15 protein-coding genes are annotated in these 11,131 nt (G+C 59.9%); 7 read left to right on the forward strand and 8 right to left on the reverse strand.

Annotated elements, in window-relative coordinates:
* Positions 1–107 precede the first annotated feature (107 nt).
* Positions 108–635 carry a chalcone isomerase family protein gene (locus HU765_RS20900; RefSeq protein ID WP_186622682.1) on the reverse strand — a complete coding sequence of 176 codons (528 nt, stop codon included), beginning with the start codon at positions 633–635 and terminating at the stop codon, positions 108–110.
* 144 nt (positions 636–779) lie between these two features.
* Here HU765_RS20900 and HU765_RS20905 point away from each other — a divergent pair, with 144 nt between their 5' ends.
* The gene (locus HU765_RS20905) at positions 780–1,562 is read left to right on the forward strand and encodes a hypothetical protein (RefSeq protein ID WP_186622684.1); all 783 of its coding nucleotides are present in this window, start codon (positions 780–782) and stop codon (positions 1,560–1,562) included.
* Between the two features lie 232 nt (positions 1,563–1,794).
* Positions 1,795–2,352 (forward strand): hypothetical protein, encoded by a 558-nt coding sequence (locus tag HU765_RS20910; protein ID WP_186622686.1) that lies wholly within the window; start codon positions 1,795–1,797, stop codon positions 2,350–2,352.
* On the opposite strand, the gene HU765_RS20915 is transcribed toward HU765_RS20910, so the two are convergent.
* From HU765_RS20915 to HU765_RS20930, 4 genes are all read right to left on the reverse strand, one after another.
* On the reverse strand, positions 2,342–3,058 hold the full coding sequence (locus HU765_RS20915) for a prolyl oligopeptidase family serine peptidase (protein ID WP_186551852.1): 717 nt from the start codon (positions 3,056–3,058) through the stop codon (positions 2,342–2,344). The two genes, HU765_RS20910 and HU765_RS20915, sit on opposite strands and share 11 nt — an antisense overlap.
* A gap of 184 nt (positions 3,059–3,242) precedes the next feature.
* Positions 3,243–4,355, reverse strand: coding sequence for a succinylglutamate desuccinylase/aspartoacylase family protein (locus HU765_RS20920; RefSeq protein ID WP_186622688.1), 1,113 nt, complete (start codon positions 4,353–4,355; stop codon positions 3,243–3,245).
* A 198-nt stretch (positions 4,356–4,553) separates the two neighbouring features.
* Positions 4,554–5,333, reverse strand: a complete 780-nt coding sequence (locus HU765_RS20925; RefSeq protein WP_186622691.1) for an ABC transporter substrate-binding protein — start codon at positions 5,331–5,333, stop codon at positions 4,554–4,556.
* A 349-nt stretch (positions 5,334–5,682) separates the two neighbouring features.
* Complete coding sequence (locus tag HU765_RS20930) at positions 5,683–6,111, reverse strand: rhodanese-like domain-containing protein (protein WP_186622693.1); 429 nt, start codon at positions 6,109–6,111, stop codon at positions 5,683–5,685.
* A 100-nt stretch (positions 6,112–6,211) separates the two neighbouring features.
* Here HU765_RS20930 and ftrA point away from each other — a divergent pair, with 100 nt between their 5' ends.
* The 3 genes from ftrA (at position 6,212) to HU765_RS20945 (ending at position 8,036) form a co-directional block, all read left to right on the forward strand.
* Positions 6,212–7,201, forward strand: a complete 990-nt coding sequence (gene ftrA / locus HU765_RS20935; protein WP_186622694.1) for a transcriptional regulator FtrA — start codon at positions 6,212–6,214, stop codon at positions 7,199–7,201.
* Between the two features lie 196 nt (positions 7,202–7,397).
* Positions 7,398–7,721 carry a type II toxin-antitoxin system RelE/ParE family toxin gene (locus HU765_RS20940; RefSeq protein WP_186622695.1) on the forward strand — a complete coding sequence of 108 codons (324 nt, stop codon included), beginning with the start codon at positions 7,398–7,400 and terminating at the stop codon, positions 7,719–7,721.
* A 3-nt stretch (positions 7,722–7,724) separates the two neighbouring features.
* Positions 7,725–8,036, forward strand: a complete 312-nt coding sequence (locus tag HU765_RS20945; RefSeq protein WP_186622696.1) for an XRE family transcriptional regulator — start codon at positions 7,725–7,727, stop codon at positions 8,034–8,036.
* A gap of 24 nt (positions 8,037–8,060) precedes the next feature.
* Here HU765_RS20945 and HU765_RS20950 read toward each other — a convergent pair whose 3' ends face one another.
* Both HU765_RS20950 and HU765_RS20955 read right to left on the reverse strand, forming a co-directional pair.
* Positions 8,061–8,480: a hypothetical protein gene (locus tag HU765_RS20950; protein WP_186622697.1), complete on the reverse strand. Its 420-nt coding sequence runs from the start codon at positions 8,478–8,480 to the stop codon at positions 8,061–8,063.
* 33 nt (positions 8,481–8,513) lie between these two features.
* Entirely contained in the window at positions 8,514–8,852 is a 339-nt protein-coding gene (locus HU765_RS20955; RefSeq protein ID WP_186622698.1) for an FKBP-type peptidyl-prolyl cis-trans isomerase, read from the reverse strand.
* Positions 8,853–8,995: 143 nt separating this feature from the next.
* Here HU765_RS20955 and HU765_RS20960 point away from each other — a divergent pair, with 143 nt between their 5' ends.
* On the forward strand, positions 8,996–10,042 hold the full coding sequence (locus HU765_RS20960; RefSeq protein ID WP_186622699.1) for a M4 family metallopeptidase: 1,047 nt from the start codon (positions 8,996–8,998) through the stop codon (positions 10,040–10,042).
* Between the two features lie 14 nt (positions 10,043–10,056).
* Complete coding sequence (locus tag HU765_RS20965; protein WP_186622700.1) at positions 10,057–10,368, forward strand: protealysin inhibitor emfourin; 312 nt, start codon at positions 10,057–10,059, stop codon at positions 10,366–10,368.
* Between the two features lie 21 nt (positions 10,369–10,389).
* Here the strand turns inward: HU765_RS20965 and HU765_RS20970 are convergent, their stop codons facing one another.
* Positions 10,390–10,698: an RcnB family protein gene (locus tag HU765_RS20970; protein WP_186551842.1), complete on the reverse strand. Its 309-nt coding sequence runs from the start codon at positions 10,696–10,698 to the stop codon at positions 10,390–10,392.
* Positions 10,699–11,131: the final 433 nt, after the last annotated feature.

The following is an 11,131-nucleotide window of genomic DNA, read 5'->3' on the forward strand; positions in this document are numbered from 1 at the left end:
GACGTTTCGACCAAAGCCTTGAAGAACAAAAAATCGCAGCCTTCGGCAGCTCCTGCATTGGGATGCAATTTCGTGTAGGAGCTGCCGAAGGCTGCGATCTTTAGATCTTACTGACTTGCCCCTAGCAACTGCTCGCGCAATTGAGGGTCGCGCGTGCGCGGATCCAGCCAGATGTCGAAAAACGCCTGCGCGAACTGCGGATCGTTCACCGCGTGCTGTAACTGCTGACCCACAAAAAAACGCGCGCCCTGCCCCGGCAGATAGACGCCGGTAATGCGCGTGCCGGCCTGCACATCGATAAACGCTTGCTCCATCTGACGCTGCCAGCCGGCCAGTTGCACAGGGCTGACGCCAGGGCCCGCCAGACGTTTTATTTCATCGACACTGGCCTTGACCAGTTCGTCCCGGGACAGCGAGCGCCGGTAGATCAGTTCCAGCGCGAAGGGTTGCCCTGGCGCCAGCGGTTGCGCGGCACTCCACAGGCGCGCGCTGTAGACATCGAAGCCCCAGACACTGAAATCACCACTGCCGATGATGCGTGCGCCCGGCACAGCGTCCTGCCAATTGGCCCAGGCCGGCATCAGCAACAAGGCCCACACGCCGATGCCGGACAGGACCTTTAGTGTTCTGCTCATTGCGTTATCGACTCCGGCATGCCCTGACAGTCGGAGCATAGCCGATTCGATGTCCGAACTTTGTATACAAAAACCGCACACATAGGCAGCAATCTTCAGTCGGCAATGCTAACGTGGCTCACCCCACCCGACGGAGACACCTGCGTGCTGATCCTCAAACTGCTGCTGATTCCCGGATTTCTGCTGCTGATTTCCCTGGCAGGCAAACGTTGGGGGCCGAGCGTGGCCGGTTGGCTGTCGGGGTTGCCAGTGGTGGTCGGGCCGATTCTGTTTTTCCTCGCCATTGAACAGGGACCGCAATTTGCCGCGCAATCGGCGGTGGCGGCGCTGTCGGCAATGTTCGCGATGATTGCGTTCTGCATCACTTACGCGCAGGTCGCGCAACGGGCGAACTGGCCTTTGGCATTGATGGTTTCACTGTCAGTTTGGGGCATGCTGGCGCTGATGCTGTCCGTGATTCCGGCATCGTTGCCGTTCTCGGTGATCGCGGCGGCGGTGGCGCTGCTCGCTTCGCCTTATCTGTTCCCAGAGGTGCAGCCGATATTGAACGGGCCAGCGCCGAAGTCGGACAAACTGATCTGGCGGATGATTGCCGGTGCAGCGCTGACGCTGGTGGTGACGATGCTCGCCAGCACCGTCGGCGAACGCTGGAGCGGCCTGCTCGCGGTGTTTCCGGTGCTGGGCAGCGTCATGGCAGTGTTCTCGCAACAGACACGCGGACCGGCGTTCACCGCTGCATTACTGCGCGCAACCGCGACCGGCATGTATTCGTTTTCGGCGTTCTGCCTGGTGTCAGCCTTGACCTTGCCAAGCATGGGCCTCAGCGGTTTTGCAGTGGGAGTGGCGGTGTCGGTGGCGATGCTCGGAGTGACGCGCAAACTGCTGGCCAGACCCGCCCCCGCCAAAACCTCATCCTCTCAAGCCTGAGACAATTCTGTGGCGAGGGAGCTTGCTCCCGCTGGGTAACGAAGCGCCCCCAAAACCATCCGACCCAATACATCGGACGCACCACGGTGTCCGCTTTTACCCATGCTGCGCACTGGAGCGAGAGCAAGCTCCCTCGCCACAGTTGCCTCTTGTCCAGATGAGCCGGGCTGGAGTGATCGCGCTCTGCGTGGGATGATCGCCCGCCTCGCACGACCATTCACCGGAGATTCACATGTCATTGCTGAGCAGAAAAGCCGCCGTCCTGTTGTTGGCGACTGTCGCCGGTCTCGGTGCGATCAACGCGCACGCTGCCAGGGAAAAAGTCAAAACCGAGAAAGTCTCGATGCTCGACGGCAAGCTCACCTTTGTCCTGCCCAAGGGCTTTGTCGCTGAGCCGCTGCCGGTCAGCCCCAGTGGCGCCCAGGGCACGATGTACACCAACCAGACCACAAAAACCGTGGTCATCACCGCCGAAAACCAGATTCCCGCCGGGCAGAACGTCAAGGACAACGACGGCGAATTCCTCGATGGCAGCGTGTCGAGTTTCATCGATGATCAACGCAAGGCCCTGCCGGATTTCAACAAGCTCAGCGAAAAGAGCCTGACCCAGAAAGGCACCGGCCTGGGCCTGCGTCAGGTTGACAGCACTGCCACGCAGGGCGGCGGCCAGACCCTCAACACCACGTTGATGGCCGGCTCCGGGACGAAGATGGCGCTGGTTCAGGTGATCTCCCGGGCCAGCGACAAGAAGGCCCACGACGCCTTGGTGAAAACCATCGTCAAGGATTGAGCCGCTGCAACCAGCCATTCAAGTCGCGCAGCTCGGCCGCACTGATGCTGTGGCCGACGCCGGGATAAGCGTGGAACTCGGGCTTGTAATCGAGTTTCTGCAACAGTGCATCGGCTTCCGTGCCGTGGCGATAAGGCACCGGATCGTCTGCGGTGCCGTGGCCGATGAAAACATGCACCGGCAGCGGCGGCTGCCCTGGCTTCAGTTCGCTTTTCAGCACGGGCAAGAGACGCCCGCTCAACGCCGCGAACCCGCCCACGATGGCGGGCGGGCGCAAGCCCACTTCGTAGCTCATCATCGCGCCCTGGCTGAAGCCGACCAGGTACACCTTGTCCGTGGTCGTGTGGTATTTCTTCGCCGCCTGAGCAATGAAGTGACGCAGTTTCTCGCCGCTGGCCTTCAGATCGTCGGTCTCGCCGTTGTAGGCGCCTTCGCCTTTTTTGCGAAACCACTGGTAACGCCCTTCGCCCAACGCCATCGGCGCCTGCACCGACAGGTAGTTGTACTGCGCCGGTAGCTGAAATTTCATACCGATCAGGTCGGCCTCGTTACTGCCGTAACCGTGCAGAAAAATCACCAGCGGACGCGGCTCGGCGTCGGCGTGGACCTGTTCGAGGTACTTGAGCGGCAGGTCGGTTTGCAGGGTGGTCTGGGCGTGGACGGCGGTGGATGCGAGCAAGGTCAGCAGGGCGAATATTTTCAGCATTGGAGCGTTCCTTCACAGAGTGTCGGGTTCGGATGGGAGCCTAACATCCTCGGGTGAGGATCCAAATTTTGTGCTGTGGCTGATGTCGCTATCGCGAGCAGGCTCACTCCTACAGGGGGAACGCATTGCAAAATGTAGGAGTGAGCCTGCTCGCGAAGAGGCCCGCACCTTCACCCACACGCTGTCAGTCGTTGGTCAGCTTGCCTGTACGAAACGCCACCCGCCCCGCCACTTTCGCCTGCCAGATCCCCGGTTCGGTATAACGCCCGCGATCAATCGCAAACAACACGCCGCTGGTGCCGGCGCGCACGGTGGTCACGCGATCCTGCAAGGGATCGACCACCTCGAACAGCGCGTCACCCTGCTCTACCCACTCACCGGCATTGCGCAAGAAACTCACCACGCCATGGTGCGGCGCGAACAGGTATTCGGTGCCTTCGAACGGCAGGCCCTCACAGCACTCGCTCGGCGCTGCCGGCCATTCACCACTGATCAAGCCCTGCTCGGCGAGAAAGCCAAGGATTGCTTCGCAATTGGCCCGGGCTTGTTCGACGCGGGTATCACCCATGCTGCCCAGCTCCAGCGTGGTCGCCAGATTCGCCGGCGGAATCGCCGCGTTCGGGAATGATTTGGCCAGACGCAACCACGGCGTCGAGCAGGACTCATCGAACGAGCTGCCGCCGGAATCTTCGCAGAGCAACGCTACGCCCGCTTGCAGCCGCGCGGCCAGCGATTGCCACTGCGGCCAGTGCTGCGGCAGCGCGTAGAGGTGAATCGCAGCGTCAAAGTCGCAATGCAAATCGAGGGTGATGTCGGCGTCGCATGCGTGGCGCAGCAGCAGTCGATGCAGAGCCTCAAGTTGCGAGGCCGGCGCCGGCAATTCAGCAAACACCTGCCCCATGGCCTCGCGGATCAACGCCACGTTGGCCTCGGCATCCGCGCCCAGACGCTCGCCCACCAGCGCCGCAACCGGGGCACTGAGTTCGACGAAGGCGCGGTTGAAATTCTTGCCGCTGCCCAGTTCGAAACGGCCCATGTGATTGCCTTGCAGGTGCTGGTCCAGGCCGATCGGGTTGGCCACCGGCACCAACTCGATGACGCCCTGCAGGCGGCCCTGCTGTTCAAGCTCGTTGAGGCGCAGCTTGAGTTCCCACGCGGTGCGCATGCCTGGCAGTTCATCGGCGTGCAGGCTGGCCTGGATGTACGCTTTGCGGTTGCCGGTGCCGTAACGGAACACGCTGAGCGAGCGCTCGCTGCCCAAATGGCTCCAGGGCAGGACATGGTCGATGCGTTGCATGGGAAACTCCTTGCTATCCGGATCACGCCGACACCCCTGTAGGAGTGAGCCTGCTCGCGATAGCGGTTTACCATTCAACATCATCATTGACTGACGAACCGCTATCGCGAGCAGGCTCACTCCTACAGGGGATCGGTGAATTTAGAGTGCAAAAAAAGTGGCCACCGCGCAAACGGGGCCACTTTTTTCTACGGCGTATTAATGGCCGTACACGTCAAAGTCGAAGTACTTGCCTTGCACTTTCTTGTACTCGCCATTGGCGCGGATTTCGGTGATGGCTTTGTTGAACTGCTCGGCCAGCGCGGTATCGCCCTTGCGCACTGCGATGCCGGCGCCGCCGCCGAAGTACTTGGCGTCTTCGTAAGTCGGGCCGACGAATTCGAAGCCTTTGCCGGCGTCGGTTTTCAGGAAGCCGTCGCTGAGGTTGACCGAGTCGGCCAGCATCGCGTCCAGACGACCCGAGGTGATGTCCAGGTTAGCTTCCTGCTGCGAGCCGTAGCGCACCAGTTCGATCCCGGCCGGGACCAGCACCTCGGTGGCGTAACGGTCATGGGTACTGGCGCGCAGCACGCCGACTTTCTTGCCCTTGAGTTCGGTCAGCGGGTCTTTGACGCCCGAGCCAGCCTTCATCACGAAGCGCGCCGGGGTATGGTAGTACTTGATGGTGAAATCAACGTTTTTCTTGCGGTCATCGGTGATGGTCATCGACGATAGAATCGCGTCGATTTTCTTCACTTTCAGTGCCGGGATCAGGCCATCGAACTCTTGCTCGACCCAGGTGCATTTGACGTTCATCTGTGCGCACAGCGCATCGCCGATATCGACGTCGAAACCGGTCAGTTTGCCGTCAGGGGTTTTCATCGAGAATGGCGGATACCCGGCTTCGATACCGATGCGGATCGGCTTGGCGTCTGCAGCCACCGCGGTCAAGGACAACATCGACAGTGCCAGGGCACCGAACATCACTAGCTTTTTCATTTATTACTCCCGTGCGGAGGCTTTTATTGGCAGCTTTCGATTCAGCGTTCGGCAATGGCTTTTTAACAGCAAACACCGAAGTGGCCGGCAGTCTATGGCGCCGCGCACGGAGGCAATTGTCTTTAAGCGACAAATACTTACAGAAGATCGGCGGACCCATTGACCGGAGTCAACGCGTGCGCCGCGGTGGTGCAAAGGCTGTAGGACAGGACCTTTATTCGCGCAGGAAAAACACAACGGACATGCAAATTGTGGCGAGGGAGCTTGCTCCCGCTGGGTCGCGCAGCGGCCCCCATGATTTTACGACCGCTGCGCAGCCGAGCGGGAGCAAGCTCCCTCGCCACAAGTATCAGCATGCGCAGGCGACAGGTGTGTTGGCGACCGGCGCCACGCTCAGCTTAAAGCCTTCGTCCAGCCATCCCGTCACGCCGCCGATCATCTCCTTGACCGGGTAGCCCAGCGCCGCCAGTTTCACGGCCGCCTTGTTCGCGCCGTTGCAATGCGGACCGGCGCAATAGACCACGAACAGGGTACTTTTCGCATAGTCCGCCAGGCTTTCGGCCGTCAACAACCGCGTCGGAATATTGATCGCCCCCGGCACATGCCCGCGCTCGAAGGCCAACGGCCCGCGCACATCGACCAGAACAAAATCAACCTCACCGGCTTCCTGGCTACTGAAGACGTCAGAACAATCGGTTTCGAAAGTCAGACGATTGCTGAAATGCATCAGGGCGATGGCCGACGGGGCTGCGGGAATAGTACGAACCAGGCTGGTCATGGGGTATTGCTCCTATGTCTGCGGGTGTAAACAGACTTTATCGAGCCGCCGCCTGGCGCTACAGTGGCGTACAAGACACCGACCGGGAACTTTCCGCCAAATGCCGACTTCACCAGGACTGGTTACGATTCTGGCCTATGACGGCCTCTGTACTTTCGAGTTTGGCATCGCCGTGGAGATCTTCGGCCTGGCCCGGCCGGAGTTCGATTTCCCTTGGTACGAACACGCGATTGCCGCCGTCGACCAAGGCCCGATGCGCGCCATGGGCGGTATTCAGGTACTGGCTGACGGCGGCCTGGAGCTGCTCGCCGCAGCGCGTACCATCGTCATTCCCGGCTGGCGCGACCGTAACGCGCCGGTGCCGCCAGCATTGATCGCGGCGTTGCGTCAGGCGCATGCCCGCGGCGCTCGTTTGCTGTCGATCTGCTCCGGAGTATTTGTCCTTGCGGCCAGCGGTTTGCTCGACGGCCATCGCGCTACCACGCATTGGCGCTACACCGCCGAACTGGCGCAACGCTTCCCGGCCATCGAGGTCGATCCTGACGTGCTGTACGTCGACGCCGGTCAGCTGATCACTTCGGCAGGCAGCGCGGCCGGCATAGACGCTTGCCTGCACCTGGTGACGCGTGACTTCGGCACGCAGGTCGCGAACGCCGTGGCACGGCGACTGGTCATGTCGCCGCAACGCACCGGCGGTCAGGCGCAGTTCATCCCCACGCCCGTCAGCCCGACACCGCGCAGCGACCTGTCGCGAGTGATGCAATGGGCCCGCGAACGCCTGCACGAACCGCTGGAAGTGCGCGATCTGGCCAGTGAAGCGGCAATGAGCGAGCGCACCTTTCTGCGGCGCTTCACCGAAGCCAGCGGCCAATCGCCCAAGGCGTGGCTGCAGCATGAACGCCTGGCGCGGGCGCGAGAATTACTGGAAAGCACCCACCAACACACCGAGCAAATCGCCCAACGCTGCGGCTATCGTTCGGTGGAGAGTTTTCGTGTGGCGTTTCGCAGCGTGGTGGGCGTACCGCCTTCGGTTTATCGGGAGCGGTTTGGGCGAACCGGCGATCTATCGCTGCATCCCGCAACGTTGTAAACGCTAACGTTAGCGGCTCGGGCCCCGGAAGAACCCCAGCGATAAAAATTGTGAAACGGTACGTCTGCGACTTGATTTATATCGCTTCTGATATAATCTGAACATCGGATGTTGCGCAGGCATTTCTTGCAATACAACTCACTGTCACCACTCGTGTTCAGCTATTACGCTTTTCCTTTTGACACAGGATAAGTCGATGCCAAGACACAAGGATGTGGTGTTCGTGGGAAGCGCGTTGAAGGATCTGAAAGCGTTCCCGCTTGACGCGCGAAGGGCGGCGGGGTTTCAGCTGGATCTTTTGCAACAGGGTGATGATCCCCACGATTGGCGCCCCATGAGAACCGTAGGACGTGGCGTCAACGAAATCAGAATCACCGAAGACTCAGGGGCGTTTCGTGTGTTCTATGTGGTCAACCGACCCGATGCAATCTACGTGTTGCACGCCATGCATAAGACCACGCGCAAAACGGAAACAAGAGATATCGAACTGGCCCGGGCCAGATATCAGGAAATAGGTTAAACCATGAAGGAACATCAAGACTCATCTCAACGATTCTCGAGTGTCTGGGATGCACTGGAAGACACGCCTCGGGAAGCGGCCAATATGCGTTTGCGAGCCAAGCTCATGCGCTCGCTGTGCGAGACCATTCGAGCCTGGGAGCTGCCTCAAAAAGACGCTGCACAGAGATTGGGAATCTCGCAGCCGCGCCTCAATGATGTACTCAACGGGAAAATCGACAAGTTTTCGCTGGACGCTCTGGTCAACCTCTCGGCTGCGGCAAAGCTGGAGGTGGATATTTGCTTTCCGTCAGGCTCACCATTGCAATGGGTCTGACAAGCGATCTGCTGAGGATCGTCGTCAATTAACCTGAATGCGGAAGTCAGCGAGGATAAAGGACGTGTGGGCGCGGAGGTAAACGTCGACGTCATCCAGCGTATGCAATGGTCCGCTGGATGACTTGGCACTGTCCTTATCGTCCTGACGAACCACCGTTACGGTATACACCCCTTCCCTTCGAACCAAGGTCCCGGTGGTCTTGATTATCCTTCCATTCTGCTGAGTAAAGGAGCTCACGCTTATCGGCTTGGCCTGGAGGTCCTGAGCCACCTTCGCCTTGAGCTTTTTGCGCTTGCCAAGCAACTCCTTGCTAACCACCCAACTCCCCACTCCCGCTGCAACGGACAAGATATACATGTAGTTGTAATTCGATCCGCCACGCGTTCCATGCTTTTCAACCAACCAATCGGTCACTTGCGAAACGACTTGCCAAATATCCATCAGATTTATTCCCAAGCGTAAAGGCAGTTAACCTCAATCCTCCCGCGTCAAAACCTCCAGCAACTCTATCTCGAACAGCAGATTCGAATTCGGCGGAATCTTGCCCATGGTCCGCTCGCCATAACCCAGATGCGCCGGCACCAGCAATTTGCGTTTGCCGCCCACCTGCATACCCATCAAGCCTTGATCCCAGCCTTTGATAACCCGACCAGTGCCGATCACGCACTGAAATGGTTTGCCCCGGCTCCAGGACGAATCGAATTCTGTGCCGTCTTCCAGCCAGCCTGTGTATTGAGTGGTAATCAGCGCACCCTTGACCGCGGCTTTGCCGGTGCCTGGCTGCAGGTCGATGATTTGCAGTTCGTTTGTCATGTTGGTTAACTCATTCACGATGGCCCGGTCGGGCGCGGATGGCGTTTTTCGCAGAATCCGTCGACGATGGCAATCCATGGAACCGAAAACACGCGTTGCCGCTCACATGTGTATCGACATCGTATGACGACAAGGATGCTTTGATGACCGACTCTCGATTGCTGCGCAGTTTCATCCCGCCCTACATCCTCAACCGCATCATTGCTCACGGTTCGGAGCCGCAGCGCAACGCCGCGATGCAGACGCTCAATCATGTGCGCAGTCTGTTGCCCAACCCCGGCCGCCCTTCCCAGCCGCCGGCGCGCGCGGTTCTGCCGCAAGCGAGCAAACCCGGGCTGGCCCGGCGCAGCGTGCATGATGCGCAAAACAAAATGCTCCTGCCGGGCATGCCGGTGCGCCTCGAAGGCCAGCCGCCGTCAGGCGATCCGGCGGTCGATGAGGCCTACGATGCGTTGGGCGCCAGCTATGATTTCTTCTGGAAAGTGCTCGGTCGCGACTCGATCGATAATCAGGGATTCGCCCTGATCGGCAGCGTGCATTACGGCCAGGGCTACGAGAATGCTTTCTGGAACGGCGCGCAAATGGTCTTCGGTGACGGCGACGGCGAAATCTTCCAGCGCTTCACCCGTTCGCTGGACGTCATTGCCCACGAACTGGCGCACGGCGTCACGGAGAGCGAGGCGGGGCTGGTTTACGCCAACCAGTCCGGCGCGTTGAACGAGTCGCTGTCGGATGTGTTTGGCGTGTTGACCAAGCAGTACACACTTGGGCATACGGTCGAACAAGCCGATTGGCTGATCGGCGCCGACCTGCTGATGCCAAAGATTCAGGGCAAGGGCCTGCGCTCGATGTCGCACCCCGGCACGGCGTATGACGACCCGTTGCTGGGCAAGGATCCTCAACCGGAGCACATGCGCAAGTTCGTCATCACCAGCGAAGACAATGGCGGCGTGCACATCAATTCCGGCATTCCCAACCGCGCGTTTTATCTGGCAGCCCGCGCATTTGGCGGATTCGCGTGGGAGAAAGCCGGACGAATCTGGTACGACACGCTGTGCGATGACCGCTTGAACCAGGACGCAACGTTCGACGCTTTCGCCAAACTGACGATCGACCACGCCGGCCAGCGCTTCGGCGCCGAAGCAGCCGACGCAGTGCAGCAAGCCTGGGCACAGGTCGGCATCGAATAATCCGAGGAGGCTGTATGAAAACGCTACCCGAGTTAGGCGACGATTCCGTTTTGCGAGTGTCTCGCCAGGGTGGCGTTGCAGCAATCCACAGCCTGAGCCGTCCACGCGAAATAGAATTCGCGCAATGCGACATCAGCCAACGCTCAAGGATTTGCTCGGTGCTGGAGGGCTGTTTGCCGCTGGACACCAGCGAATCCGGACGTGGCGATCAACGCTTCTATCAGATTGAGGTGCGCTATCAGTCCGGAGAAATGGTGCTGAAAGTGCCGGAGGATCGGGCGCCGGGGGAGCTGGTGCATCTTTGGGACAAGGGGGAGCTGTTGTAGACGCCCCCCCGGCATTCCGGCCTATCGCTCGACCGGCTGCATCTCGACAATCGTGCCATTGGTGATCATCACCATCACGTACTTGTCATTGATCTGCACCCACTGCGCCTGCTCGATCGGTGCTTTCAGACCTTTGGCTTTCCAGTTCTTCAGGGCCTTGTCTTCGCGCTGATACATCTCCGGCGCGCGGTCGTTGACCTTCAGTTGGCGGTCGCTGGTCGGCGATTGCACGGAGGGGTCGCTGGAGGTTTGCGCCGCTTGAACAATGGGCGTGATCCCGGCGATGCCGGCGACAAGGGCCAGGCTGGCAATTAGGGTTTTGCTGTTCATCGGTGAACCTCTTTCAGATAGGTAGTACCTGAACTCCGACTGCGCGGCGCGGGAAACATTCCTTGTTTTTTGCCGGAGATGGACGTTGGAGAGCCTTGTCCATCAGACCGCCATCGCTGGCAAGCCAGCTCCCACAAGGGTTTGTGCTACCCCACAATTTTTGACCTGAGCTCCGGTCCCTGTAGGAGTGAGCCTGCTCGCGATAGCGTCCGACCAGCCGATGTCACTGCCGCCTGACCCACCGCCATCGCGAGCAGGCTAACTCCTACAAGAGCAAAAGCAAGATCAAAAGATCGCAGCCTTCGGCAGCTCCTACAGTCTCCACGTTCGCCGTTAGGTCGAGTGTCAGCTCGCTTGCTTTTGATCTTGATCCACGGGCGACGTCGGAAGGCTGAGTGGAGGGATTGATCCGGGCGTGGGAGCGCAGCGACCG

It is taken from the genome of Pseudomonas sp. SWRI81 (assembly GCF_014268545.1).
GTDB classification, from domain to species: domain Bacteria; phylum Pseudomonadota; class Gammaproteobacteria; order Pseudomonadales; family Pseudomonadaceae; genus Aquipseudomonas; species Aquipseudomonas hamedanensis.

Excerpts from the sequence above, each read along its gene's own strand:
- HU765_RS20945 (WP_186622696.1), top strand. The coding sequence starts at position 7,725 with ATGAAGGAACATCAAGACTCATCTCAACGATTCTCGAGTGTCTGGGAT.
- HU765_RS20920 (WP_186622688.1), bottom strand. The coding sequence starts at position 4,355 with ATGCAACGCATCGACCATGTCCTGCCCTGGAGCCATTTGGGCAGCGAG.
- HU765_RS20930 (WP_186622693.1), bottom strand. The coding sequence starts at position 6,111 with ATGACCAGCCTGGTTCGTACTATTCCCGCAGCCCCGTCGGCCATCGCC.
- HU765_RS20915 (WP_186551852.1), bottom strand. The coding sequence starts at position 3,058 with ATGCTGAAAATATTCGCCCTGCTGACCTTGCTCGCATCCACCGCCGTC.
- HU765_RS20940 (WP_186622695.1), top strand. The coding sequence starts at position 7,398 with ATGCCAAGACACAAGGATGTGGTGTTCGTGGGAAGCGCGTTGAAGGAT.
- HU765_RS20960 (WP_186622699.1), top strand. The coding sequence starts at position 8,996 with ATGACCGACTCTCGATTGCTGCGCAGTTTCATCCCGCCCTACATCCTC.
- HU765_RS20970 (WP_186551842.1), bottom strand. The coding sequence starts at position 10,698 with ATGAACAGCAAAACCCTAATTGCCAGCCTGGCCCTTGTCGCCGGCATC.
- HU765_RS20910 (WP_186622686.1), top strand. The coding sequence starts at position 1,795 with ATGTCATTGCTGAGCAGAAAAGCCGCCGTCCTGTTGTTGGCGACTGTC.
- HU765_RS20955 (WP_186622698.1), bottom strand. The coding sequence starts at position 8,852 with ATGACAAACGAACTGCAAATCATCGACCTGCAGCCAGGCACCGGCAAA.
- HU765_RS20950 (WP_186622697.1), bottom strand. The coding sequence starts at position 8,480 with ATGGATATTTGGCAAGTCGTTTCGCAAGTGACCGATTGGTTGGTTGAA.
- HU765_RS20925 (WP_186622691.1), bottom strand. The coding sequence starts at position 5,333 with ATGAAAAAGCTAGTGATGTTCGGTGCCCTGGCACTGTCGATGTTGTCC.
- HU765_RS20965 (WP_186622700.1), top strand. The coding sequence starts at position 10,057 with ATGAAAACGCTACCCGAGTTAGGCGACGATTCCGTTTTGCGAGTGTCT.
- ftrA (WP_186622694.1), top strand. The coding sequence starts at position 6,212 with ATGCCGACTTCACCAGGACTGGTTACGATTCTGGCCTATGACGGCCTC.
- HU765_RS20900 (WP_186622682.1), bottom strand. The coding sequence starts at position 635 with ATGAGCAGAACACTAAAGGTCCTGTCCGGCATCGGCGTGTGGGCCTTG.